Raw genomic sequence first — 23,846 nt, forward strand, 5'->3', positions numbered from 1 at the left:
CTTGATGTCTGCTGGTCAGGGGGCTGGTGTGATGCTGCCGAAGGGTTAAGGGTCCTTGGGCTGGTGGCGGGCGGTAGCCCATCGTCTTGATCGTCGGGCGGGAGTCGCGGCGGTCTGTCCGCTCGCCCGCGCCCCGCGCCTGGACCGCGCCCTGAAGAAGATCGCCAAACGGGGTGGCGAGGTCATTCTGATCGACGGCACCGCGAACTGCGCGAGCAAGCCCCTCAACGGTCACACCACCTCACTGACCTGCAACTTCAAGGCGGCAGGGCTTCTTGTGCGGCGGCCCGGGGTGATCTGACGGGCCGGCGTGGGCAGGGGTAGGAGCAGGGGCAGCGACGACGTAGAGGTCAACCCACGGTGGTCTGCACATCAGCTGCGATGTGCGCGAACCTCTCCCTGACCGCGTCCAGCGCCGCGATCCGCTCCTCGTCGGTCATGCCCGCCGGTCCATAGGTGACCACAGGGGCGAGGGCCTGGTAGCCGACGAACTCCAGCATTCCGCGGTGGATATGGAACAAGAAGTCGTCCATCGAGCCGAAGGCGCCACCAGGCTGGAACGACTCGCTCGACCCACCGGTCGTGAACAACAGCATCGCCCGCTTCCCGGCGAGCGCCGCCTCGTCGAAGAGTCCGTAGTCCCCGCCGAAGACCCCGCCCCTCACGAAGACCCGGTCCACCCATCCCTTGAGGATGGCGGGGAGCGAGAACCACCACAGCGGGAACGACAGGACGAGCAGATCAGCGGCGAGCAGCCGATCGAGATGGGCCTTGACGGCCGCGTCGAGTGTCCCGTCCTTGACCGCGCGCCGCTGCTCGGCCTGTGGCTTGAAGTGGCCTTCCACCGGCGCGAATTCCTCGCGGGTGAGGACCGGGGCCCATGCGTCGGAGTAGAGGTCGAGGACGTCGACCCGGTATCCGGCGGCGCGCAAGGCCTGGGCCGCGGTGGTCATCTGGGCGGTGCTGAACGAGTGAGGCTCGGGGTGAGCGTGAACGATCAGGGCGGTGGGAGCAGCGTCGAAGGGCGACATGAAGAAATCATATCGACGTATCGCGATGCGTCAATGGGATTGTGGCGCCGATCGCGCGATCAGAGCGTGGTGCCGATCGCCCGCGCCAACTGCGCCAGCCGCCCTTCATCGCGCCGGTAGTGCGTCCACTTGCCCACCCGTGTCGGATGTACGAGTCCGGCCCGTTCGAGCGTGCTCATGTAACTGGAGACGGTCGACTGGGCGAGCCCCGACTTCGCCTGGATGTGCGTGACGCACACGCCGACCGCCTGACGGTCCGCGATCGGCTCATACGCGTCGAAGTGCGCGTCGGGATCCTTGAGCCACTGCATGATCTGCAAACGGGCCGGGTTGCCAAGGGCCTTGAACACCTCGACCAGATCCCCCGAACCCAACCCCGCCGTCGCGGCCATGCGCCACCTCTCTCGCCGAACAATCCGACACACCACGATATCTCGATACCTAATCCGCAGAGGTCAGGCCAGAGTCTTGATCGACCCGGCAGCAGCATGGTGTCCCGCAACATCCATGCGCGGGCACCGCTTGCGTGGCGGCCCTCTCCGCCTCCGGCTGAGCGTGCAGGCGCTCCCCCACACGCATCGCCGCAACGAGACCCTCGCGCTCCCCGCCGACCTTCTCAAGGCGTTCGACCAGGAGCTTCTCCTCCTCGTCACGTGACGCCCGGCGAGCGGCGACGCGTTCGGCGACTGCGCTGAGCTCGGTCATCCCACGAGCCTGCGAACCCGCTCAGCCCCTGACCTGGAAACGGACAGACCGCCCGTGACTCCCGCCCAACGATCAAGACGACGGACTACCGCCCGCCACCAGCCCAAGGACCCTTCGGTAGCATCGCACCGGCCCCCCTTGACCAGCAGAAATCAAGTTGGCGGGGCTTCATCGAACCCGGGTGCCGGCTCTCCGCCCTGCTCCACCGTCGATGTGGGGGAGGGAGAGCGACCCTGGCCGCTGTCGCCGCAGGACGATCCGCGTCCGCCCGGTCCGCGGCCGACGGTCGGCATACTCCTCGCGAGGGAGCTCCGCTACCGATCCGCGGGAACGCGGTGCCGGGCCGGCTCCTGGCCGGGCCGACCGGGTCCGCGAAGCGGCAGGGTCCGGCTGTAGACGACGCTCGTGGTCGTGCTGCCGAAGCCGGCCAGCTCGTCCACGAGTGTCTCCAAGTGCTCCATGGAGGCCGCGGCCACCTTCAGGGTGTAGCAGTCGTCGCCCGTGGTGCGCAGGCACTCCAGGATCTCGCGGCGCTCGGCGAGGAGGTGGTGCAGCGGCTGGTGGCGGTTGCCGGGGTACTTCAGACGGACCACGGCGAGCACCGGGTAGCCGACCTTGGCCAGGTCCACGGTGGCGTGGTAGCCGGTGATGACGCCCAGCGACTCCAGGTTCCGCACGCGCTCGGTGGTGGCCGACGCGCTGAGGCTGATGCGGCGCCCCAGTTCGCTGAGGGATATGCGGGCCTCCTGCTGGAGTTGCGCGATGATCGCCCAGTCGGTGTCATCGAGATTCACGGTCATGGCGGGATATTACCGGGAGATTCATGGTGGGCGGCGGTGAGTGCCGGGAGAATTCGGTTCCCTGCGGCATGATCACCGGAATAGCCTCGGGGCATGCAACTTGGCCTCAACGTACCGAACTTCGGGCCCGGAACCGACCCCGGCGTGCTGCGCGAATGGGCGCGGGTCGTGGAGGGGGCCGGGTTCGACCTGCTGATGGTGTCGGACCATGTGGCCGTCACCCCGGATGTGGCGGAGCGGTATCCGGAGCCGTTCCACGACCCGTTCACCACCCTGTCCTGGCTGGCCGGAATCAGCGGTGACGGGCTGCGCCTGGGCACGACCGTGCTGGTGCTGCCGTACCGGCATCCGCTGCTGGTGGCGCGGATGGCGAGCAGCCTGCAACGGCTCAGCGGCGGGCGGTTCGTGCTCGGCGTGGGGGTCGGGTGGGCGCGGCAGGAGTTCGACGCGCTCGGGGTGCCGTTCGCCGCGCGGGGCCGGCTGACCGACGAGTGCCTGGGTGTCGTGCGGGAGGCATGGAAGGCGGAGGGCGGTGCCGCGCCCTCGGTGTGGATCGGCGGCCACAGCGCGGCGGCCATCCGGCGGACGGTCAGGTTCGGCGACGCCTGGCATCCGCTGCGGCTTCCGGTGGCGCGGATGCGGTCGGTTCTCACGGACAACGATGTGCCGGGGTTCGCGCCCCGTATCGCGCTGCGGCTGACCGACGCTCCGGTCGAGGAGACCGAACGGCCCGCCGGTGTCGGGGATCTGGAGCAGATCGTCGGTGATCTGCGGGAGCTTCGTGAGCTCGGTGCCGAGACGGTGGTGCTCGACCCGTACCACGGGGATCCGGCCGAGACCCGCCGGCCGGAGGCCGCGTGGCGGGCACTCACGGCGGTGGCCGAGCGATGGCGGAAGGCGTCATGATCACCCCTGCTGACGAGGCGCTGCTGCGGTGCGCCATCGGTATCGCGGCGCGCGCCGTGGAACTGGGCGACGCGCCGTACGGCTCGCTGCTGGTCGGCCCGGACGGGTCGGTCCTCGCCGAGGCACACAACACGGTCCGGCGGGACGACGACATCACGGCCCACCCGGAGTTGAAGCTGGCCCGGTGGGCGGCCCGTGAGCTGGACGCGGACACGGCCGCCCGTACCACGATGTACACCAGCTGTCAGCCGTGCGGCATGTGCGCCGGCGCCATCGTCCGCTCCGGCATCGGCCGGGTCGTCCACGCGCTCTCCACCGAGCAACTCGTCGCACTCAACCCGCAGTCGGGCGCCTGGCCGTCAGTGACGCAGGACGGCCCCGCTCTCTTCGACGAGGCACGCGCCCCCATTGATGCCTACTACCGGACGCGCTGATGACAACGGCTCGTCACATCGGTCTCGGTACGCCGAGGGACAGGCCGCTGTGCTGCTCCGCCAACCCGAACGACTGAAGCCAGTATCCTGCGGCCCACTACACCGACCCCGCCCCGAAGTCCTCCTCGAAGTAGCTGTCGTGCCGCACCCGGAACTCCTTGCGTTCTTCGCTGCCGCGCTGCGCCATCTCCGCGACCTTTTCGGAGAACTCCTCGCGCGGGGCGCCCGGGGTGAAGAGCATGAGCATCGACATGGGTGCGTCCGCCACGTTCTTGAAGGCTCGGCGGTACGGAAGGACGCGTTCACTCGCCCTTGTCGCCGTGGTAGCGGGGGCTGGGGCAGGACATGACCGAGACGAGTTGTGTCCGGGCACGGTGGTACGGGTGGGTGTGGCGGGGTTGTCCCCTGGCGAGGGGTGTCGTCAGGGGACAGGCGCGTGGTCAGAGGGCGTCGTTGCCGGTGGTGTAGAGGGTGTTCATGTCGATGGTCTGCTGGGTGGGGGTCTGGCCGAGTCCTTCGCGGGCGGCGTTGAGAAGGAGGCCGTTGTCGGTGTCGCCGGTCCAGGCGAACAGGCCGCCGAGGCCGTGTTCGGCGACGTAGCGGGCCTTGGCGCGGACCGTGCGCGGGGTGTCGAGGGAGATGAAGACGCGGGTCTTGTCGTTGTAGAGGAAGTCGGCGTCGGCGACGGAGTCGGTGTGGAGGGTGAAGCCGTTACGGCCCTGGCCGGTTTCGAGGTCGAGGTAGTTGGCGAGGAGGTCCGGCCACTCGCTGACCCCGGACTCGAAGCTGCCGACGATCGGAGTGCGGGCGTCGCGCCCGTAGGTGCCGGCGAGGGGCGAGGCGCTGGTGAGGGTGGCCTGGCGGGCGTTGTGGCTGGAGGTCGCGTAGCCGACGTGAATGAGGCGGGGTTCGATGCCCTGACCCAGCAGGTACGTGACGGTGCGGTCGACGGACTTGGCCTCGGGGTTGTCGGGGTCGCCGTGCAGAGCGCCCTGGTGGCCCAGGGCCGGTGCCCAAGGCGCGCCGAAGAAGTCCGTGGCGTGCAGGTTCAGCCGGTCGGCGCCCGCCTCCACGAGGGCGGCCACGCCCGTCTTGGCGAGGATGTCCACGTCCGCGCTGAGCGCGATGCCGATGCCCGTGTCCTCCCGCCCGGCCTCATTCAGCGCACGGCGGACATCGGCGACAAGGAGCGCGAAGTTGGCCGCGTCCTCCGGCCCGTACGGGGTGTCGTTCCCCGGGGCGCCGGGGTACTCCCAGTCCAAGTGGACGGCGGTGAACATCGGGAACCTCCCGAAGAGGTCCACGACGCTGGCGGCGAACACCTGCCGCTGCGCCGGATCCTTGGCAAGCCCGTGGAAGGGTTCACTCGTCGTCCAGCCGCCCACGTTCAGCGCGATCTTCAGCTCGCGCCCCGCCGCCACGCTGCGCTTGGCCAGCTCGCGCAGGCCGCCGAGCAGCCCGAGGACCTTGTCCTGCTGGAAGTCCCCGGGGAGCTGGACGTCCTCGAAGCCCTTGGCGCCGACGTTGCGGAATGACTGGAGAGCACCCCAGGAGTCGAGGAAGGTCACCTCGCCGCGCTTGCGCCCCAGCTGCTGGGCCGACTGGGCGATGAAGGATGCCTTCTCACCTTGGTCGCCCGTGATGGCGGCCGAGTGCACGATGACCGTGTCATAGGCGGTGGGGTGGGCGTGCAACTGCGCCAGGTCCGCACCGCGGCCGAGGTGAGCCGGGTTGTAGTCATCCTGGAGCCGGGCGTCGTACTGGGCGAAGTCGGAGTAGTAGCAGGCGACTTCGTATGAGCCCGGCTCATAGGTGTTGTACGCCGGCTTGGCGACCCGGTGCGAGGTGTAGGACAGCTGGGTGTCCGAGGAAGCGGGATCGAACCCGGTCTGCTGATAGGTCCTCTGGGTGGCCTCGTCCGCCTGGACGAACCTGCTCGCATCGCTCATGAAAGACCGCGTCCTCACCTGTCGGCACCCCGCAACGCAGGGATTCCGGATGATCACACCGGGCGCCAGGTTAGAGCGGAGCGGGCTGCCGACTTCCACCAGTTGGCGGGAATGGCCGGATCTCGCGCACACCCGTCCGGTCGACACGCGCTTACAGTGCGTCAGAGGCATGTCCGCCACCGGGGAACCCGGGCGTCCGGGTCCTCACCACCCGCTGTGCCACTCTCCTTTCCGCAGGTCATGGCGCCATGAAGCATGGCGATGTTCCTGTTTGCCGTCCGGGTGGGCGGCCGAACGGCAGCTGAGGGGTTTGAGGAGGCTGCTGCGAGGGTGGGCATCGCCCGGCCTCGTCATCTACGACCACCACCGCGACCAGCCTCAGCTGGGGGCCTGGCCCCTGCCGGTGCGGCCACCACCGTGCGTACCAACGGTTGAACCGCTGCGCCCGTATGCCGGGGCCGGGGCGGGCCGCCGAGCGCGGGCCGGTCAGTGGGTGCTGAACCGCGCGGACACGCAGGGGTCCTCGTTGCGGTAGCCCAGGCGGGTGTAGAGCCGGTCCGCAGGGGTGTTGTCGGCAAGCTGCCACAGCGTGCAGAAGCCGTACCGGCGGACGGCGTACCGGGTCAGCCACGAGGTGAGCGCCGCGCCGAGCCCCTGGCCGCGCAGGGCCGCGTCGGTCGCGACGGACGCCATCAGCGGTGCGCCACTGTCCCGCAGGCTGCTCATGGCGCCGCACGCCACCAGCCGCCCGTCCGCGTCACGGATCCCCGCCCAGAGGCTGACGTCCGAGGAGCCGGGCCCGGTCGAGTGGGCCGGGCTGTGCTCGCCGAGGAAGGCGAGCAGTTCGCCGTGGTGCGTCTCGTCCAGCTCGGCCACCCGCTCCTCCGCTGGATGGAGCGGCGGCTCGTCGAGCGTCCACCGGAAGACCCAGGCGACCGGGTCGGTCACCGGGAGATGGCGGCCGAGCAGTACGTCGGTGCCCCGTGGTCCGGTGAACTCTGCTACGCATCCGGCGAGTTGGTGCGCAGCGCGGAGGGTGAGGCCGGCTGCGGCGGTCGGTTCGCCGACGCTCCACAGGTGGCCGCGCGGCTCGTCGAGCCAGGCCACCGCACCGTCGCCGGACCAGCTGACCCGGTCGGCCGGGCGTGGCCGCGCGGCGCCGAAGCGGAGCAGGGCCGAGCCGGTCTGCAGCTCCAGGCCCTGGGCGAACAGGTCCGTGGTCCGGGGAGGAAGGGTCGTCGCCTGCATGGTTCTCTGGGGAGGGATTCCTCTGTGGAGGAGGGCGGAAGGGCGGGCGGATGGTCCGGATCCGCGCAGGGCAGGGCCGGAACCGTCGTTCGGTGATGGGAGATGTGGGAATTCCGGCGGCCGCCGCGCGCGTATGGCGGAGCGCCTGGCGCACCGGAGGGCCCACTGTCGCATACCGCCCCCGGACCGATGCAAATCCGCAGCCGGGCGGCCCGCCCCTGCCCCCGGGCGGCCCCCAGGGGCCCTTGTCCGGCGCCGTCAGGAGCGGGCCCGGCCAGGTTTCCGGACGAGCACCTCGAATGTGACGGGCTGCCCCCGGTGTGAAGAGGGCATCCGAGATCCTTACCGTGCTTCATGATGCCGCGACCTGCGGAGAGGGGACGGTGTATCTGCTGAGCCTTGCTCCTTGAGCCCCCTCCGGCCCAGCGCCGCCCGGTGCGCCGGGCGCTCCCCGCCCGGCCCCGCTCAGCGCTGACGCGTGCGGAAGCCGCCGGGTGTGTGGCCGGTCTCGCGGACGAGGAACTTCCCGAAGTTGGTGGGCTCGGAGAATCCGAGCGCCCGGCCGATCGCGGCGACGGGAAGGTCGGTGTGCACCAGCAGCCGTTGCGCCTCCAAGGCCACGCGGGCGTCGATGAGTTGCTTGGCGGTACGGCCGGTCGCGGCCTGGCACGCCCGGGTCAGAGTCCGTGCCGAGTAGCCGATCCGGGCGGCATAGCTCTGCACGGAGCGGGTGGCGGCGAACGAACGCTCCAGCTCGTACCGGAAGGCGCGGAAGACCTCGCCGCCCGCGGGCCGCGAGGCGGCGTGGTCCGGGTGCGGCAGCCGTGCCAGGCGCAGCAGCAGTGTGCCGAGGAGTTGGCGCAGCAGTTGAACGGTGAGGTCGGCGTCCGGGTCTTCCCGATGCTTCTCCACTGCGTGGTATTCAGCCGTGATCTCGGCCAGGGTCCTCTCGAGGGCCTCGTAGTCGCCCGGGGACAACGCCCACCCGGCCGGGCCGAATCCGTCGAGAAGGGGCGCGGCCAAGGGCAGGGGTGGCGGGAACGTGGCGGTGAAGAGCACCAGTACGGCGTCCAGTTCGGCGAGGCGGCCCGTCGGACCGGCCGGGAACCGCTGCACCTGCCCGGGCCGCACATGCAGCAGTGTGCGCGGTGCGCAGGGCTGAGGGACGAAATCGACCATCGCGGTTCCCGTGCCGCCCCGTACGAGAAGCAGCTGGTGGAAGTCCGGCCGACTCGCGGCGCGGGCCACCGTCCGCCTCATCCTGCGGCGTAGGGCGTCGAATGTCAGGACCTCGATGCCCAGCAGGGGGCGGTCAGGATTGCGGTAGGGGATGTCGACGACGTCGCGTTGTCCAACTTCAACCATGGTGGGTCCCGACCCTACCTCGCCGCGGGAAGCCCCTGGCACGGATCGTGGAGACAGCGCCGCACGCCGCCGGGCCTCAAGGCCGGCAGCGCGACCGGACACCACTGTTCCGACCCAGGAAGGACCCACCACTGTGAAGACCGCTCTCACTGATCCCGCACAGCTGCCCGTCGCGTTCGAGGCCGCCCTCAACCGCGGTGATGTCGGTGGCGTACTGGCCTTGTTCGCCCCCGGGGCCGCCATGCGTACCGTCACCGGCGCGGTCATCACCGGTGACCAGGCGCTGCGTCAGGAGATCGGCGGCACCGTCGCCGCCCGCGGCCGGCTCACCAACAAGTCACGGCACGCTCTGGTCGGCGCCGAGTCCGCGCTGCTCGTCACCGACTGGACCCTCGAAGTCACCGCCCCTGACGGCCGGCGCGTCGCTTCGGCCGGCACCACGGCCAACGTCGCGCGCCGGGACGCCGACGGCTGCTGGCGGTTCGCCGTGCTCAACCCGCTCGGTACGGCCTGAGCACGCCGGTGCCGACAGGGAGGCTGCCCGTTTCAGCTCAGGCCACCGGGCGGCCTGTTCGGCTCGGGCGGAGAGTGGGAGGCTGCCGCAGTGGATGTGTCGCACGAGACAGCCAGCGTGTACCTGCTCGCCCGGTTCGGCTCCCTGTGGCGGCTCGGGGTGATCGAACACCCGCACCACGGCCGATGGATGGTCAGTGGCGGACACCTTGAGCCTGGAGAGACTCCTGAGCAAGCGGCGCTGCGCGAGACCGTCGAGGAGACCGGCTACCGCCCACGGCTCCTGCCGTCGGCCGGGCACGGCCTGCCACGCGGCTACCCGCGCTTCCCGGCTCGGCCGGTTCACGCCACCGAGAGCCGGCCGGCGTGGTGGACCGTGGTCATGCCCGCGGGTCCGGACGGCCACCACCCGAAGCGGCACCGGCACGTCGACCACATCCACGTCGCCGTGGTCGACCGCCCCTACGGGCCGGGAAGTCCCCGGGAGCACCCGTTCCGGTGGGTCAGCGCCGCCGGACTGAAGGCTCTGGACGCCCCCGCGAACACCCGGGTCCTCGGCAGCACCCTGCTTGATGCCGTGCCGGGCGTCGTGGCGGAGCGACGGCCTCGTCCCGTGCGGGACGAGGCCCTGCGCCGGGAACTGCTGCGACGCCGCGACGCGGACCAGGAGTTCCGGCACCACCTGCCCCGTACGATCAGCGAGGAGACGGCGGCCCGGTGGGCGGAGGCCGACGAGGGCAACACCGCCTGGCTGCGGCAGGTCATCGACCGGGTCGGCTGGCCGGGCCGCGCGCTGTGTGGCGAGGACGGCGCCGACGCCGCGTGGCTGCTGACCCAGCACGCCGACCGGCAGCCGGACCTTCAGCGGGCGTGGATCGAGCTGCTGGCCGAGGCGGTGACGTCGGGGGACGCCGAGCCGCGGCACCTGGCGTTCCTGGAGGACCGCGTCGCTGTCCATGCCGACGGGGGCGAGCAGTGGTTCGGCACCCAGCACCGGCCGGCACCCGGTGGAGGTTACGAGCCGTTCCCCATCCGCGACCCGGACGGAGTCGATCAGAGGAGGGCCGAGCACGGCCTGGAACCCCTCTCCGAGGCCACGAAAAGGATCAACGACACCAACGTCTGACCACGGCCGCACAACCTGTACAGCAAGGCCATCCCCGTCGGCTTCGGTGTCCCGCTGCCCAGTGCTGCTCCGCGGACGTCCGTCGAGGGGTGTTGAGCAGCGGTTACAGGTAGGGGCGTGTGATCAGCTCAATCAAGTGACCGGCAGGGTCCTTGAAGTACACCCCTCGGCCGCCGTGCTCATGGTTGATCTTGTCGGGGCTTCGCATCTGCGGATCGGACCAGTGCTCAATGCCGCGATCGCACAGCCGCCGATACGTCCGGTCGAACAGCTCATCGTCGATCAGAAGGGCATAGTGCTGCATCTGGATCTCCACCGGCGGCTCGGCGAACTGAAGCAGCACACCATCGTTGAGTTGGATGTTGGTGAACGGGCCCCATGACGGTGCTTCCGGAAGTTCCAGCAGTTCTCGGAAGAACTGAGCCGACTCGTTGCGATCCTTGGCGGCGATGATGGTGTGGTTGAACGTGACTGTCATTCGGCTGACCTCGCTGTTGCTCGACACGAAGAACGGACTCGCAATGCACAAGCATCGGGAGGTCCGCGTGCCGAACCGATGGGGTGCCTTCTCCGCACCCACCGTGCGATCAGCCCTCCACCGGATAGCCGATCTGTGTGTGGCGTAGTGCCGGTCCGGTGTTCACGTCGGGTGACCTTACTGGATCTTGCAGGCTGTGACAACGGAAGAGCGATCGGTCAGCAGGACGGTGGCTTCGGAAGTCCGAGGTGCGGGCGGTGCTGCGGGCCCGGAGCGCGCTCGCGGCGGTGGAAGGGTCCGCCAACGGCGGTTCCGCGCACACCGCCAAGCACACCAAGGCGTGGCCGGCGCACGTGTGCTGGACCTCACCGCACGCCTCCTGGCTCAGCCAGGTCGGACTGTTCTTCTCCGCCCTGATCCGCCGGGTCCTGCGACACGGCGACTTCGCCGGCCGCCAGGACCTGATCGAGAAGCTGAAAGCCTACGTAATCGGCCACCATGACACCGCCGGGCCCTACCGGTGGACCTACGAAGGCACCCCGCTCAAGGCGGCCTGATCAACACCCCTCGACGAACTTCTGCGGAGCAGCACTATGGGCGCACCCGGCCCGGCGGGATGAGCGGCTTCGCGAGCTCCCCCTGCCCGTCCTGAACGATCCCGCTCCACGCACCCCGCCCCATGCCCGGGCAACGTCCGCCTCACCACACAGGCGAAGGTCTCAGCGGAACGGGCCGTCGTCGGCGAAGGCGTACGCGGCGAAGCGTTTGCCCATCCGCCGGTATGCGGCGGCGGTGGGGTGCAGGCCGTCGGGAAGGTCGCCCACCTCGTCCGGGCCGAGCAGTTCGCGTCCGTCGAGATAGTGCAGGTGGGGGTCGCGTGCTCGCCGGGCCGCCACGATCCGGGCCAGTTCGTCACGGACCACCTCCAGCGACAATGCCCCACGGGCCACATCGGCCGGGTCGCCCAGGGCTGTGATCTTCCCATCCGGGCCCATCGTGGTCGGGCCGGGGGCCGTGTCGAGTGCCGGACAGCTCACCGGGGACACCAGCAGCAGCGGGACCTCCGGATGACCGTCCCGGATCGTGTCCAGGAATCCGTGCACCGCCGGGCCGAACGTCCGTAGCCGGAAGGTGCCCAGAGCCACGATGTTGATGCCCACCTTGAGGCTGATCAAGTCGGCGGGCATATCGCGTATCGTCCGGGCGACATAGGGGTCCAGCATGTCGTTGCCCGCCTGGCTGAGGTTGATCACCTCCACGCCCCCGAGCGCAGCCGCCACCACCGGCCAGGTGCCGGTCGGGCCGTCGGCTTCGAGGCAGTGGCTGATGGAACTGCCGTGGTGCACCCAGCGGCGCCGGCCGTCCGGCAGCGGTGCCAGCACCTCGCCGTCGGCGCGGAATGCCACCAGTTCCGTGGGGGTCTGCTGCGGCAGCCACAGCTCGACGTTCTTCATGCCGGCCGGCAGCCCCGCGAACCGTACGGTCCCCGGCTCCCCCGGGACCAGCTGCTGCGCGGCCCGGGGGCCCGCCATCCGCATCACATTGCCCAACGGTGCTTGCCGGCGCGCGACATGAGTACCGTCCACCAGCAGTTCCAGCATCCCGGTCGGGCGGGGCCGGGGGTCGCCGTCGAGCTGCCCCGTGGAGGTGAGTACCTCGAACTCCAACGCGCGCGCATCGGTGCGGAACACCAGCCGCACCCCGGAAGGCATCAACGTCACCCCGTAGACGGATGGATCCTGATACTGCTCCTTGGTCCACGCGGGCAGCCGGCGGGGCATCACCCCCGCCCGCGTCCTCTCCAGATCCAGCGCACCCCGTATCTCAACCGCCCCGCCCACCAGCGGAAATGCCCGCATCACCACCGTCACCGCTCCCCAGCGCTCTCGGGTCCGTCTGCCTGTACGCACCCATGAGTGCTTCCCCTGCCACTTCGACGCACGAGCAACTCCTCGCCACTCCAACTCCCTCGCCGCCTACGAGCGGGCGGAAAGGGAACCGTTCGGATCAAGACCGGTATATCAGCGGAGGGCCGGGACTCGGCGGGCACTTGTTTGAAGCGGGCGGGGGTTCGCCACGGTACTCATGCCCGTCTGGGCCAAAGAGTCCGGCAACGGCCCGGCTGCGATCGGCCTGATGGGAAGTGTGATGGGAGCCACGGCCGCCGCGGGGAGTCTGATCGCTGCGTTGGCCGCGCACCGGTTGCGACGCCGGGCGGTGTTCTTCACCGGGTTCCTGCTGGCCGGGGCGCCGAGATTCCTGATTCTCGCCTCCGGGGCGCCGATGGGAGCGGTCCTGGCGGTGTTCGCCGTCAGTGGGTTCGGGGCGGGATTCGTGAACCCGGTGCTGGGGGCCGTCCTCTTCGAGCGGGTGCCGCGCCGGATGCTGGGCCGAGTCAGCGCGCTCGGTGACTCACTGGCCTGGGCCGGTATCCCTCTCGGCGGACTGATCGCTGGGGCCGTGGTGGCCTCCGTCGGACTTGCGCCCGTGCTGCTCGCGGGCGGGACCGCGTACTTCCTCACCACGAACCTGACCGGGCTGCGGCCGGAGTGGCGCGAGATGGACCGCGCGGGTGGGCGGGACGCTCGGGAACGGCGACCCGAGGAAGCCGTTCAGCCGGCCAGTGCCGATCTCACGACATGACGATTGCGGGAGAGAGGGAAGCGTCTGGTTGCCTCCTGCCTGCTTCCCACCGCTCCGCGACGACAGCGGGCGCGTCCGCAGATGGGAGGGAGACTCCACCGTGGCCCGCGCTCGCCAGCCGGCCACCACCTTCGGTGCGAGGTGGACGAACAGGTTCGCCGGCAGCCCGACCGCCCGGACCGCGAGCAGTTTGCCGATCTCGGTGAGCATCGTCTCCAGGCTCACGTTGCCCAGAGCCTCCTTGCTCTTCCCCAGGCCCGGCGGCCCGTCCTCGTCACCGCGACGACGGGCCGCCTATGAGACCTGTTGGCCCCAACAGGTCTCATAGGCGGCCCGTCTGCGGTTTCGTGAGCGGGCCTGTCGGCGGGTCTACCGGGCGTCGGGATCCGGACGCCGCCGGGCTGGGGCTCGACGAGGACGATCAGGAGCAGGGCTCTGCCGGTGTCCCCTGCCGGGAGGCGGATCGTTCTCCGTGGTGGCGGGGTGCCTCAGCCCGTTCAGGTGGACGCCGCGGGGTCCGAGGGCCCAGCCGCCTTGCGGTGTTCGGCGTTGATGCGCTGGGCTTCCGCGAGCTGGTCTTCGAGGATGACGATGCGGCAGGCCGCCTCGATGGGGGTGCCCTGGTCGACGAGTTCGCGGGCGCGGGCGGCGATGCGCAGCTGGTAGCGGGAGTAGCGCCGGTGCCCACCGGGGGAGCGCAGCGGGGTGATCAGGCGGGCCTCGCCGATCGCGCGCAGGAAGCCCTGGGTGGTGCCGAGTATGTCGGCGGCCCGGCCCATGGTGTAGGCGGGGTAGTCGTCGTCATCGAGTCGCTCGTAGGAGTCGTCTGCTGTCATGGAACCTCTCTCTGCGGAACGCGTGGAGGGGCCCGGGTGCCAGACGGCACCCGGGCCCCGAAGGAACTGCTACACCATCTGCCGGCCTTGATCCTGCGCCGGCTCTCTCTTTCCGCCCGCCCGACCGGAACGGCGTCGGGGCTGCGGGGATCGCGGTTGCTTGACCGGAGACCACCTCACTATCGATGTCCTGCGGTACCCGGACCCGCGTGGCGTCCGGGCGATCCTGATGGCGCCTGGTTCCTCCGTTCTTTCCTCTGGTGATCAACTGCTTGTCAAGCGGCGTACTGCGAACCGCTTGTCGTGCTGTGGCCTGTCCCAGCGCCACGTTCCGGCAGCCAGCCCCGTCGCCCGTCCTGCGTCTGCTCTGGCTTGGAACCCCACTGCCGGACTTCCCGGTGCGCGCGCCCGCAGCCGACGCCTTCACCGAGGTGCTGCTCACTGCTTCACTGCTGGGTACTTCCACCTGCGGATACTGCGGTACTGCCTTGGCGGCCCCTGATGACTACGGGCCACCCGGTCCGGTCGTCAGTCCCGTCGCCGTCCTGCAACCGCTCTGGCTCCGGAACTCCACCACCGCACCGTCCTGCGCACTGCAACTGCGTGTACTGCTGCCCGGCAGTTCGTCTCTGCCCGGCCCTTCGGACTTCTCTGGGTTACGAGAGAAACCATATCCACGCTGCCGCCCAATGTCTACTCTCGCCGAGATAGATTTCCGCGTGTGGCATGGAGAGGTAATCCGCCTCGGAGGGGAGGGCGCCGCAGGCCCTCGCGTTCCGCCGGTCCGGCACGGAGGCGGCGCCTGCCCGGCCTACTTGGATTCGACCCGTCCGAGCGGGTCGGGGCCGGCGGTCAGCGCGTCACGCGCGGCCTGCCAGGCGGTGTCCCCGGGGTAGAGCTCGCTGCGCAGGTAGGCCCAGGTGAGCCGCGCGAGTGCGGCGACCCGCTCGGGGTTCTCGTCCGTGGTCTCGGCGACGTCGTATCCGGAGACCCCGCCGAGCCCGTGCTCCGCGCCGAACAGCGTGAGCAGCGACTTGGGGCCCGGGGAGAGCGCGTACGGATCGGTGTGCCAGGCCGGGCCGGCGACCGTGAGGAACGCGGAGTCGTCCTTGTCACCGGCGACCACGAGCGTGGGCGTCGTCATCGTGGAGAAGTCCGTGGTCAGGAAGAACGAGTAGTTCTCGGCGGTGAACTCGGTGAGGGCGTCACCGCCTCGGCCGGGCGCGGCGAGCAGTACACCTGCCGTGATCCGGGGCTCGGCCAGGTCGGCCTCGGTTCCGTCGTGCGGATCGGTGAGCCGGGCGCCCAGCAGCAGGCTCGCGGTGTGCCCGCCCATCGAGTGCCCGGCCACGGCGACCCGGCTCCGGTCGAGGCGCCCGGGCAGGTGCGGGACGGCGGCCTCGACCGCGTCGAGCTGGTCGAGGATGCGCTTCATGTCCTCGGCCCGGGTGCGCCAGTGCGCTCCAGCTCCGGGCGTGCCGGGATCCAGGCTCAGGGTCCTGGAGTCCAGATGGGTCGGCTGGATCACGACGAAGCCGTGTGCGGCCCAGAAGTTCGCGAGAGGGGCGTAGCCGTTCAGCGAGGAGAGGTTGTTCGAGAAGCCGAGGCCGTGCGAGAGGAGGATGACCGGCAGTCCGCTCCCGGTCACCGGAGCGGAGACGCGCACCTGCAGGTCCACGGCACGGCCGGGAGCCGGCAGCACCAACGGGCTGACCGAGAGCACGGGCGCGGGCGAGCCGAGAGTGTCGGCCGCGTAAGCGGGATTACTCATGATGAGTGTGCCTTTCGATGGCCCTGCCGCCGGTCGCGTGTGGCCGGCGGCGGGTAAGGCGGAGCGCCCGCCTTCGGCTAAGCTGAAAGCGGATCACTGTTCCACTTAAAATACGGAACAGCGATCCGTTTCGTCAACGGCCGCGGAAGGAGAGCGCGTTGCCCACTACAGGCCGGCCGGGAGGGGCGTCCGCCAGGAGCAAGAGGGCGGACGCGATGCGCAACCAGCGGACGCTGCTCGACGCCGCCGCGGAGGTGTTCGTGACCTCGGGGGTCGATGCGCCGATCCGGGAGATCGCGGCCCGGGCGGGCGTCGGACTCGGGACGCTCTACCGCCACTTCCCGACCCGGGCGGACCTCGTCACCGCCGTCTACCGCCACCAGATCGAGGCATGTGCCGAGGCCGGCCCGAGCCTCCTGGCCGACGCGGCCTCCCCGTTCGACGCGCTGCGCCAGTGGATCGACCTGTTCGTCGACTTCCTGGTCACCAAGCACGGACTCGCCGACGCCCTGCAATCCGACGACGACCGCTTCGCCGCGCTGCACACCCACTTCCTCGACCGCCTGATGCCCGTCTGCGCCCAACTGCTCGACGCCGCGACCGACGCCGGTGACATCAGGCCCGGCATCCAGCCCTACGAACTCATGCGCGGCATCGGCAACCTCTGCGTCGGACGGGACGGCGACCCCCGCTACGACCCCCGCCGGCTGGTCGAACTCCTCCTCCAGGGGCTGCGTCGACCGCACGCACCTGACGGCGACGACACGCGATGACCCCGCCCGGCCTCAACGAGGGCATTCCTCCCCGTCCGTCGCGACAGGACCGAGTCCGCGGCTCGTCCCGGCCAGGCCGCCGAGGAGGCTTCGTAGGGCCCGAGCACGCTGCCCGGCCGGCGCACCGGTGGTCACCGCCCGGGTCCGCTCCCTCAACGGCCGTATCCATGGCCGGAGGCGCTCCTTCCCTGTTGACTGCCCGCGCCCCGCGGGATTGGCTGCCCTGGTTCGTACCGGAGCGGCACCGTGGAGGGAAAGCATGCGCCTCAGACGAATCGCTGTGCTCGCCGCCGCATTAGGGGCCTGTGCGACGGCCGTACCCGCCGCCTCGGCGGACACCCCCGCACGGCCCCACCATCCGCGCATCGAGCGCGTGAGCGTCGCCGCGGACGGCACCCAGGGTGACGGCACGTCGTCCGAGCCGGCGATCAGCGCCGACGGCCACTACGTCGCCTTCCTCTCCCGCGCCCGCACGCTGCTGCCCGGCGCGCCGAACACCCGGAAGCTCTACCTCAAGGACCTGCGGACCCGGGCCGTCGAGCAGGCCAACGTGGCGAACGACCCCGATCCCGACCTGCTTTGGGTGTACTCGTTCTCGCTCAGCGCCACCGGCCGGTACGTCGCCTTCTCCTCCACCGCCGAGCAGAACGGCCCCGGTCACGTCACGGACCAGCACATCTACGTCCGCGACCGGCTGACGGGACGGACCGAGCCCCTCCTGGGGGAGGGGAACCGGAAGGGCTGGGCGACATCCCCCGCGATCAGCGCCGACGGCCGCTATGTCGCCTTCTCCTCCGACCGCACGGACCTGGTCCCCGGCGGAGGCCCGCGCCAGGAGGACGTGTACGTGCGCGACCGCTGGAAGCGCACCACCCGGCGGGTGAGCGTCGCCTCCGACGGCAGCCGGGCGAACTCACTGTCCTCCGGGCCGGTGATCAGTGCCGACGGCAGCCGGATCGGCTTCGACTCTTTGGCCGACAACCTGGGGGCGGCAAGGCTCCACTCCTGGCGTACGGGCAGCTTCTACGTCCACGACCTGCGCACCGGACGCACCGTGCCCGCGGCCCGGACCCGGGACGGCAAGGCGGCCGACACCGTGCTCAAGTCGAGCCTCACCCCCGACGGGCGGTACGCGGCCTTCTCTTCCGGGACGCCCGGCATCGCTCCGGGCCGCGACCATGACACCGGCCGCTGGGACTGTTACGTCACGGACCTGCGGACGGGATCCATCCGGCGGGTCAACCTCGCCCGGGACGGCTCCCCGACCGATGGCGACTGCAACGACCCGGTCATGAGCCCGGACGGCCGCCGGGTGTTCTTCACCTCGGTCCCCGGCAGCATGAATCCGGGCTCCCCAGGCTGGCGGGGCGTCTACATGCGGGATCTGCGCACCGGCGTCATCGAGCGGCTGGACGTCTCCGACGGGGGAGCCGAGGGCGACGCCGGCTCGGGTGGCGTTTCGGTCGACCGGTCCGGTCACCGCGTGGTCTTCGACAGCTGGGCGCAAAACCTCGTCCCCGGCGACACCAACGAGGTCGGCGACATCTTCCTGCGCCGCCTGCCCTGACGGGCAAGAGGCCGGACACCCGGAGGCGGGCGACGGTGTCGACACCCGCCCCCGTCATCACCGCCGAACTGCGCACACGCCCCCAGCGGCAGGACCGGTCCGCCCGCTGATGTCGGCCCCGGGCGGCATCATGGGGGCCAGGGACCGCGGGAACGCCCGGCCTCCGGGCTTACCGCCGCGAAGCAGAGGGGGGACAAGGTGACGGACGCCCCGGCAGGCTTCCCTGTGCTCACCGGAGACGAATGCTCTTCCGGTCTCGGCGCGGGTGCCTGTGCCGAGGACCGTGCGGCCACCGTGCGGCAGGCCATGGCGGGGCTTCGGCAGATCCGTGAGATCACGAACCCGCCGGCAGGCCACGCGGTGACCGCCCCCGCGCCATGGGAGCGTCTCCAGCCGCTGCGGGCGATCGCCCTCGCCCTGGAGGACGCCGGGATTCCCGCATCCGCGCTGGACGCCGACGGCCGGCGCACCGCCACCGGGTACCGCCTGCGCCGTGAGAACCGGATCGTCCGCGTCGAATGGACCGGACCGCCCGGCAGCGGTGCCCTCTACCAGCAGCACGAAGGGCTCCAGCGCTGCGCCCGCGCCCTGCAGGACCTCGGCTGGCACGTCCTGGAGTACCGGGGCGCGCGCCGGCACCGGTGGCTCGAGGTCGAGGCCCCACCCCTATGAGCGCGCGGAACAGGGCTGGACAGGCTGTCGGCGTACGGCATCCGCCGTCCGCTGACCCTCATGAACCGATCACGCTCGGTCGACCAGAGCCCTTCCCGCTGTCCGCCCTCGTCGCGGGCGGTGGCCTTCGGCACTTGTGCGGGCGCAGGAAGGCCACTGGTCGTCAGCAGAAGATCACGGTCATCATGCTGGGACAGAGAAAGAGACTCGCATGACTGGTTGCTTTGGCCTGATTTCCAGCGAGATAGTCAGGCTTGCCCAGGGGCAGCATCTGCAGGTCGAGGAGCGCCACGTCGGCTCCATCCTTCTATGAAGAGGCAATCGCGCGGTGCGGTACGCACTGTCGCCGGGGCCGCCCGTCGGCGGCCGCTGTTCCTCGTGACAGCGCACAGCGTATGGAGCCGGCCACGATGACGGCACCGGCTTCCCGGCCAACGTTCGCCCAGCCTGCATCGGGCACACTGCCTGAAGGCTGACGAACCGTCATAGGTCGCCCACCGAGACCTGCGCGGCGAGTAGAACTCCAGCGCAGGATCCAGGCCGACTGTGTCCCGGTGGGCAGCGAAAAGGGACTCCAGCCGCTGGGCCCCATCCGCGGGCGTCGCCCGGATGGCCGGAGTCTTCGCGTGGCTGTCCATATGTCCCCGCGCTCACCGGCCAAGACCGTTTCCAGGACCGCGGACTAGGGTCGGAGGCATGACGACACACCTTGCCAGCAGTGCTTTCGACTCGCTCCGCCTCGACGCCGTGCGCGACCAGGAGGCGCTGCGCCGGGCCTACGATGCCCCCAGTGACGCGGCCGTGCGGAAGCAGATGACCGAACTCACCGGACAGACACGGCAGTTGATCGCCTGCTCATCACTGGTCCTGATCGCCAGCGCGGACGCCGAGGGCAACTGTGACGTCTCCCCGCGCGGCGGTCCCGCCGGGTTCGTCGCCGTCCTGGACGCACGGACGGTGGCGATACCTGACGCGACCGGCAACAAGCGCCTGGACACCCTGCGGAACGTCGTTGCCACCGGACGAGCCGGGCTGCTGTTCGTCATCCCGGGCCGCACCACGACGCTCAGGGTGAACGGCCGGGCCTGCGTCTCCACCCGCCCGGAGCTGCTGTCACAGCTGACCGCCGTGGGCAAGCCGCCGGCCAGTGCGCTGGTGCTCGGGATCGAGGAGGTCTACCCGCACTGCCCCAAGGCGCTCCTGCGCGGCGCGGCCTGGAAGCCGGAGCAGTGGCTGTCGGCGGACGCCCAGCCGACCTCGGCCGAGGTGACACTGGCTCAGCTGAGGATGCCGGAGCTGACGATCGCTGACATCGAGCGGGCGGAGGCGGACTCGCTGAAATACCGGTACGAGTGACAGGCCGGCCTGTGATTGCTTGAACCGCCAGGCTGGCGCGTCACGAGAGCAGTCGTGGGGGAGCTGGTGAGGGCCCACCGAGAGCTCACCTCCGCTCGCGCGGAGCTCACTCTTTGCGCCCTGCAATGTTGTGGGTGTTTTTATCCAGAAGCGGACGAGTGGAACGCAGAAGTTTCCTTTATGTCCTGTGCGCGCTCGGGCTCCTCCTGTTCTTCGGGAGTTCCGCCGACTGGTCTTGCCGAGACCGGCAATGGCATCCACACCGGCCATATCCGGCCTGTGGGGGCGGTCAACCCAGCAGGTCGCCGCCTCCCGCCGTCGCCCCCAACTCCGCGCGCAACCGCCCGTACCGTTCCTCCATCGCCGGCTCCGCGGCCGGGCCCGCGCTCAGCAGGCGTTCGTACAGCAGGACGCAGCGCGCCAGGGCCACCGTCCGGTGGGACGGCTCGGCTGCCGCCGTTCCACGCGCTGCCGCCTCCGCCGCGCCGCGGCAGCGCGTGCCCTCGTACACCAGGGCCTCGGCCAGCCTGACCGAGCCCGGGAGGCCGGCGGGGGTCGGGGTGAGGGACCGGCGGTCGAGCGCGGCGACGCCGAGTGCGGCGGCATCGGTCGGCAGGGTGTCGAGCAGGGTCACTTGGGAGACCGTCGCCCGGAGTTCGTCGAGCATGTGTGGCCATACCGCGGCCAGCAGCCGGACGCCCGCGGCGAAGGTGGCCCGTTCGGCGGGCTGCCAGGAGCCGGGGAGTTCCACCGGCCATTCGGCCGGACCGGTGGTCGCGTCCGCCGTGTTCAGCCGGCGGGCCACCTCCGCGGCGGCCGGGTGCAGCGGCAGGGGCAGCTCACGCGGCGGGCCCGGCAGGCCCGCCTGCTCCAGTGCGGTCAGCAGTACGCGTCGCAGGGTTTCCTGGTCGCCACGCGCCGAGGAGTGGTCGGGGTCCAGGTCCAATGCCGTTCCTTTGCTCAGGTCTTCTGCCCGGGGCCTCCCGAGCGGCGGCACCGGTTCCGCGGCCGCCCCTCGTGAACGATATGACGGCGCCGGGACATCCAAAAATCCGGCGGTGCGAAGTCGTCACCGGCCTCGGCGGCGTACGCGGAGCAATGCGTCGGCCCGCCTTGTCGGGGCTTTCCCTGTCGTCTGCCCGGCCCACGCGGTGGGCGTTTCGACGTCGCGCCCCGCGTAATCTCTTCCTGTGCCAGCCTCTCGCCCGCATCGCGTTGCCGTCCTCGTGCTCGAAGGTGCGAAGCCGCTCGATGTCGGAATTCCGGCGCAGGTGTTCACGGCCCGGGCGAGCATGCCGTACGAGGTGCGGGTGTGCGGGGCGACGCCCGGTCTCGTGACCGGCGGCGACGGGCTGTCGTACTCCGTCGCCCACGGCCTCGACGCGCTCGCGTGGGCCGACATCGTCTTCGTCCCCGGCTACCGGTTCCCGGACCGCGACGACCCGCCGCGGGCCGTCGTCGACGCGCTGATCGCCGCCCATGGCCGGGGCGCGCGGCTCGCCGCCATCTCGACGGGGGCCTTCGCGCTCGCCGCCACGGGTCTGCTCGACGGCCGGCGTGCCACGACGCATTGGCACTACACGCGGGCGCTCATGGCCAGGTATCCGCTCGTCCAGGTCGACGAGAACGTGCTGTTCGTCGACGAGGGCAGCGTGCTCACCTCGGCCGGTGCCGCCTCCGGCATCGATCTGTGCCTGCACATCCTGCGCGGCGATCTCGGGGTGGCCGCGTCCAACCACGCGGCCCGCCGGCTGGTCGCGGCTCCCTACCGCAGCGGTGGCCAGGCACAGTACGTGCCGCGCAGTGTCCCCGAGCCGCTCGGCGAGCGTTTCGGCGCCACCCGCGAGTGGGCGCTGCACCGGCTCGGCGAGCCCCTCACGCTCGACATACTGGCGCGGCGGGCCGAGGTCTCGCCGCGTACGTTCTCGCGGCGCTTCGTCGAGGAGACCGGCTGTACGCCGATGCAGTGGGTGATGCGCGCCCGCGTCGACCTGGCCCGTGAACTGCTGGAGCGCTCCGAGCGCAGTGTCGAGCAGATCGCCGCCGATGTCGGCCTCGGTACCGGTGCGAACCTGCGCCTGCACTTCCAGCGCATCCTGGGCACCACACCGAGCGAGTACCGGCGCACCTTCACCCGGGGCGCATAGCACCGTGGCGGGATCCATGGCGAGATCCTTGTGAACCATGGCGATCCCGCCACTGTCGGCGGTGCGAGCGGCGGGCGAGCCTGGTGGCGAAGGGAAAGGACCTCACTCATGACTCGCATCGCCATCAACGGATTCGGCCGCATCGGACGCAATGTGCTGCGCGCGCTGCTGGAGCGCGACAGCGCCCTGGAGATCGTCGCCCTCAACGACCTGACGGAGCCCGCCACGCTGGCCCGGCTGCTCGCCTACGACAGCACGGCCGGCCGGCTCGGGCGTCCGGTGACCGTCGACGGGGACGCCCTCGTCGTCGACGGCCGCCGGATCACGGTGCTGGCCGAGCGCGAACCGGCGCGGCTGCCGTGGGCAGAACTCGGTGTCGACATCGTCCTGGAAGCCACCGGCCGCTTCACCTCGGCCACCTCTGCCCGCGCCCACCTCGACGCGGGCGCGCGGAAGGTGCTCGTCAGCGCGCCGTCGGACGGCGCGGACGTCACGCTCGCGTTCGGGGTCAACACCGACGCCTACGACCCGGCCGCGCACACGGTCGTCTCGAACGCCTCCTGCACCACCAACGCGCTCGCGCCGCTGGCGGCCGTCCTCGACGAACTCGCCGGTATCGAGCACGGGTTCATGACGACGGTGCACGCCTACACGCAGGAGCAGAACTTGCAGGACGGCCCGCACCGCGACCCCCGTCGCGCCCGGGCCGCCGGCGTCAACATCGTGCCGACCACGACCGGCGCCGCCAAGGCGATCGGCCTGGTGCTGCCGAACCTCGACGGCAAGCTGTCGGGCGACTCGATCCGCGTACCGGTGCCGGTGGGTTCGATCGTCGAGCTCAATACGGTTGTCGCCCGCGACGTGACGCGCGACGACGTGCTGGCCGCGTACCGCGCCGCGGCACAGGGGCCGCTCGCCGGCGTCCTCGAGTATTCGGACGACCCGCTCGTGTCGTCCGACATCACGGGCAACCCCGCCTCGTCGATCTTCGACTCGGCCCTCACCCGTGTCGACGGCCGCCACGTCAAGGTGGTCGCGTGGTACGACAACGAGTGGGGCTTCTCGAACCGGGTGATCGACACGCTGGAGCTCCTCGCCGCCGGCTGACCGGAGGCCGCCGGCCGCGACGGTCTCCGCCCGGCACTTCCCTTGACACTTGACGCTCAGCCCGGCCGCTCAGGACGACCGGAGAGCGTGTCTTCAGGGCGTTGGCCGAGAACGCCCGCCCGAGGGCGATCACGGCGGTCCCCGGTGGGCACGTCGATCAGGAAGGCCTGCCGCGATGCCGCACAGCGGCGATGCCAGGGGTGGTCGCCCAGCCGTAGCGCCGCAGGGCGAGCAGGTGACGGCGCCGGCCATCGACGATCCCCGGAAAGGCGGTCAGATCGACGGTGAGGTGGCCGATGCCGGGCGAGCTGAAGGGGGATAGGGGCATTTCCTGATAGTTTGTCACCTTCCTTGCTCGGTAAGGCGGCTGGGGCTGTTCCGGCGGGAGAGGTCGCCTTCTCGATCGGGTGGTTCGATTG

The 23,846-nt window shown here is 70.6% G+C and carries 26 protein-coding genes and 3 pseudogenes; 14 read left to right on the forward strand and 15 right to left on the reverse strand.

Annotated elements, in window-relative coordinates; translation table 11 throughout:
• Window positions 1-55 precede the first annotated feature (55 nt).
• Window positions 56-301, forward strand: coding sequence for a hypothetical protein (locus tag ACH427_RS22810; protein ID WP_398871884.1), 246 nt, complete (start codon window positions 56-58; stop codon window positions 299-301).
• Window positions 302-350: 49 nt separating this feature from the next.
• On the opposite strand, the gene ACH427_RS22815 is transcribed toward ACH427_RS22810, so the two are convergent.
• A complete protein-coding gene (locus ACH427_RS22815) occupies window positions 351-1,031 on the reverse strand; it encodes an NAD(P)H-dependent oxidoreductase (RefSeq protein WP_398871886.1) in 681 nt (226 codons plus the stop codon).
• Window positions 1,032-1,090: 59 nt separating this feature from the next.
• Entirely contained in the window at window positions 1,091-1,423 is a 333-nt protein-coding gene (locus ACH427_RS22820; RefSeq protein WP_398871888.1) for an ArsR/SmtB family transcription factor, read from the reverse strand.
• Between the two features lie 115 nt (window positions 1,424-1,538).
• Here ACH427_RS22820 and ACH427_RS22825 point away from each other — a divergent pair, with 115 nt between their 5' ends.
• Window positions 1,539-1,688: a hypothetical protein gene (locus tag ACH427_RS22825; protein ID WP_398871890.1), complete on the forward strand. Its 150-nt coding sequence runs from the start codon at window positions 1,539-1,541 to the stop codon at window positions 1,686-1,688.
• Window positions 1,689-2,050: 362 nt separating this feature from the next.
• Here the strand turns inward: ACH427_RS22825 and ACH427_RS22830 are convergent, their stop codons facing one another.
• Window positions 2,051-2,536 carry an Lrp/AsnC family transcriptional regulator gene (locus ACH427_RS22830; RefSeq protein ID WP_398871892.1) on the reverse strand — a complete coding sequence of 162 codons (486 nt, stop codon included), beginning with the start codon at window positions 2,534-2,536 and terminating at the stop codon, window positions 2,051-2,053.
• Window positions 2,537-2,629: 93 nt separating this feature from the next.
• Here ACH427_RS22830 and ACH427_RS22835 point away from each other — a divergent pair, with 93 nt between their 5' ends.
• Together ACH427_RS22835 and ACH427_RS22840 are read left to right on the forward strand one after the other, a co-directional pair.
• Window positions 2,630-3,442 (forward strand): LLM class flavin-dependent oxidoreductase, encoded by an 813-nt coding sequence (locus tag ACH427_RS22835; RefSeq protein WP_398871894.1) that lies wholly within the window; start codon window positions 2,630-2,632, stop codon window positions 3,440-3,442.
• A complete protein-coding gene (locus tag ACH427_RS22840; RefSeq protein WP_398871896.1) occupies window positions 3,439-3,876 on the forward strand; it encodes a nucleoside deaminase in 438 nt (145 codons plus the stop codon). The genes ACH427_RS22835 and ACH427_RS22840 overlap by 4 nt, the downstream gene beginning before the upstream one ends.
• Window positions 3,877-3,973: 97 nt before the next feature.
• On the opposite strand, the pseudogene ACH427_RS22845 reads toward ACH427_RS22840, so the two are convergent.
• From ACH427_RS22845 to ACH427_RS22860, 4 genes and pseudogenes are all read right to left on the reverse strand, one after another.
• A pseudogene (locus ACH427_RS22845) lies at window positions 3,974-4,156 on the reverse strand (hypothetical protein); the annotation flags it as partial.
• A gap of 160 nt (window positions 4,157-4,316) precedes the next feature.
• Window positions 4,317-5,825 carry a glycosyl hydrolase family 18 protein gene (locus tag ACH427_RS22850; protein ID WP_398871898.1) on the reverse strand — a complete coding sequence of 503 codons (1,509 nt, stop codon included), beginning with the start codon at window positions 5,823-5,825 and terminating at the stop codon, window positions 4,317-4,319.
• A 486-nt stretch (window positions 5,826-6,311) separates the two neighbouring features.
• Window positions 6,312-7,073, reverse strand: a complete 762-nt coding sequence (locus ACH427_RS22855; RefSeq protein WP_398871900.1) for a GNAT family N-acetyltransferase — start codon at window positions 7,071-7,073, stop codon at window positions 6,312-6,314.
• 465 nt (window positions 7,074-7,538) lie between these two features.
• A complete protein-coding gene (locus ACH427_RS22860) occupies window positions 7,539-8,438 on the reverse strand; it encodes a helix-turn-helix domain-containing protein (RefSeq protein ID WP_398871902.1) in 900 nt (299 codons plus the stop codon).
• A 133-nt stretch (window positions 8,439-8,571) separates the two neighbouring features.
• Here ACH427_RS22860 and ACH427_RS22865 point away from each other — a divergent pair, with 133 nt between their 5' ends.
• Complete coding sequence (locus ACH427_RS22865; RefSeq protein WP_398871904.1) at window positions 8,572-8,952, forward strand: YybH family protein; 381 nt, start codon at window positions 8,572-8,574, stop codon at window positions 8,950-8,952.
• A gap of 117 nt (window positions 8,953-9,069) precedes the next feature.
• Window positions 9,070-10,077 carry a DUF6624 domain-containing protein gene (locus ACH427_RS22870; protein ID WP_398871906.1) on the forward strand — a complete coding sequence of 336 codons (1,008 nt, stop codon included), beginning with the start codon at window positions 9,070-9,072 and terminating at the stop codon, window positions 10,075-10,077.
• 103 nt (window positions 10,078-10,180) lie between these two features.
• Here ACH427_RS22870 and ACH427_RS22875 read toward each other — a convergent pair whose 3' ends face one another.
• Window positions 10,181-10,555, reverse strand: coding sequence for a VOC family protein (locus ACH427_RS22875; RefSeq protein ID WP_398871908.1), 375 nt, complete (start codon window positions 10,553-10,555; stop codon window positions 10,181-10,183).
• Between the two features lie 257 nt (window positions 10,556-10,812).
• Here ACH427_RS22875 and ACH427_RS22880 point away from each other — a divergent pair, with 257 nt between their 5' ends.
• Window positions 10,813-11,112 (forward strand): hypothetical protein, encoded by a 300-nt coding sequence (locus tag ACH427_RS22880; RefSeq protein WP_398871910.1) that lies wholly within the window; start codon window positions 10,813-10,815, stop codon window positions 11,110-11,112.
• 37 nt (window positions 11,113-11,149) lie between these two features.
• Here the strand turns inward: ACH427_RS22880 and ACH427_RS22885 are convergent.
• Window positions 11,150-11,236: pseudogene (locus tag ACH427_RS22885) on the reverse strand (IS5/IS1182 family transposase); the annotation flags it as partial.
• Window positions 11,237-11,274: 38 nt separating this feature from the next.
• Window positions 11,275-12,414: a GDSL-type esterase/lipase family protein gene (locus tag ACH427_RS22890; RefSeq protein ID WP_398872049.1), complete on the reverse strand. Its 1,140-nt coding sequence runs from the start codon at window positions 12,412-12,414 to the stop codon at window positions 11,275-11,277.
• A 214-nt stretch (window positions 12,415-12,628) separates the two neighbouring features.
• On the opposite strand from ACH427_RS22890, the pseudogene ACH427_RS22895 reads away from it, so the two are divergent.
• Window positions 12,629-13,198 (forward strand): annotated as a pseudogene (locus ACH427_RS22895) (MFS transporter); the annotation flags it as partial.
• A 497-nt stretch (window positions 13,199-13,695) separates the two neighbouring features.
• Here ACH427_RS22895 and ACH427_RS22900 read toward each other — a convergent pair.
• A complete protein-coding gene (locus ACH427_RS22900) occupies window positions 13,696-14,034 on the reverse strand; it encodes a MerR family transcriptional regulator (RefSeq protein ID WP_398871912.1) in 339 nt (112 codons plus the stop codon).
• A gap of 811 nt (window positions 14,035-14,845) precedes the next feature.
• Window positions 14,846-15,805 (reverse strand): alpha/beta hydrolase family protein, encoded by a 960-nt coding sequence (locus tag ACH427_RS22905; protein ID WP_398871914.1) that lies wholly within the window; start codon window positions 15,803-15,805, stop codon window positions 14,846-14,848.
• A 215-nt stretch (window positions 15,806-16,020) separates the two neighbouring features.
• On the opposite strand from ACH427_RS22905, the gene ACH427_RS22910 reads away from it, so the two are divergent.
• The 3 genes from ACH427_RS22910 (at window position 16,021) to ACH427_RS22920 (ending at window position 18,817) form a co-directional block, all read left to right on the forward strand.
• Window positions 16,021-16,578: a TetR/AcrR family transcriptional regulator gene (locus ACH427_RS22910; RefSeq protein ID WP_398872051.1), complete on the forward strand. Its 558-nt coding sequence runs from the start codon at window positions 16,021-16,023 to the stop codon at window positions 16,576-16,578.
• Window positions 16,579-16,837: 259 nt separating this feature from the next.
• A complete protein-coding gene (locus ACH427_RS22915; protein WP_398871916.1) occupies window positions 16,838-18,145 on the forward strand; it encodes a hypothetical protein in 1,308 nt (435 codons plus the stop codon).
• Between the two features lie 198 nt (window positions 18,146-18,343).
• Window positions 18,344-18,817, forward strand: coding sequence for a hypothetical protein (locus ACH427_RS22920; RefSeq protein ID WP_398871918.1), 474 nt, complete (start codon window positions 18,344-18,346; stop codon window positions 18,815-18,817).
• Window positions 18,818-18,980: 163 nt separating this feature from the next.
• Here the strand turns inward: ACH427_RS22920 and ACH427_RS22925 are convergent, their stop codons facing one another.
• Complete coding sequence (locus tag ACH427_RS22925) at window positions 18,981-19,109, reverse strand: SapB/AmfS family lanthipeptide (protein ID WP_398871920.1); 129 nt, start codon at window positions 19,107-19,109, stop codon at window positions 18,981-18,983.
• A gap of 404 nt (window positions 19,110-19,513) precedes the next feature.
• Here ACH427_RS22925 and ACH427_RS22930 point away from each other — a divergent pair, with 404 nt between their 5' ends.
• A complete protein-coding gene (locus ACH427_RS22930; RefSeq protein WP_398871922.1) occupies window positions 19,514-20,173 on the forward strand; it encodes an MSMEG_1061 family FMN-dependent PPOX-type flavoprotein in 660 nt (219 codons plus the stop codon).
• 289 nt (window positions 20,174-20,462) lie between these two features.
• Here the strand turns inward: ACH427_RS22930 and ACH427_RS22935 are convergent, their stop codons facing one another.
• Complete coding sequence (locus tag ACH427_RS22935; protein WP_398871924.1) at window positions 20,463-21,119, reverse strand: hypothetical protein; 657 nt, start codon at window positions 21,117-21,119, stop codon at window positions 20,463-20,465.
• Window positions 21,120-21,363: 244 nt separating this feature from the next.
• Between ACH427_RS22935 and ACH427_RS22940 the strand changes: the two genes are divergently transcribed.
• On the forward strand, window positions 21,364-22,320 hold the full coding sequence (locus tag ACH427_RS22940; RefSeq protein WP_398871926.1) for a GlxA family transcriptional regulator: 957 nt from the start codon (window positions 21,364-21,366) through the stop codon (window positions 22,318-22,320).
• Between the two features lie 108 nt (window positions 22,321-22,428).
• On the forward strand, window positions 22,429-23,427 hold the full coding sequence (gene gap / locus ACH427_RS22945) for a type I glyceraldehyde-3-phosphate dehydrogenase (protein ID WP_398871928.1): 999 nt from the start codon (window positions 22,429-22,431) through the stop codon (window positions 23,425-23,427).
• A 157-nt stretch (window positions 23,428-23,584) separates the two neighbouring features.
• On the opposite strand, the gene ACH427_RS22950 is transcribed toward gap, so the two are convergent.
• The gene (locus tag ACH427_RS22950; RefSeq protein WP_398871930.1) at window positions 23,585-23,773 is read right to left on the reverse strand and encodes a hypothetical protein; all 189 of its coding nucleotides are present in this window, start codon (window positions 23,771-23,773) and stop codon (window positions 23,585-23,587) included.
• Window positions 23,774-23,846: the final 73 nt, after the last annotated feature.

Origin of the sequence: Streptomyces sp. NPDC020379 (assembly GCF_044387105.1) — a bacterium.
GTDB lineage: Bacteria > Actinomycetota > Actinomycetes > Streptomycetales > Streptomycetaceae > Streptomyces.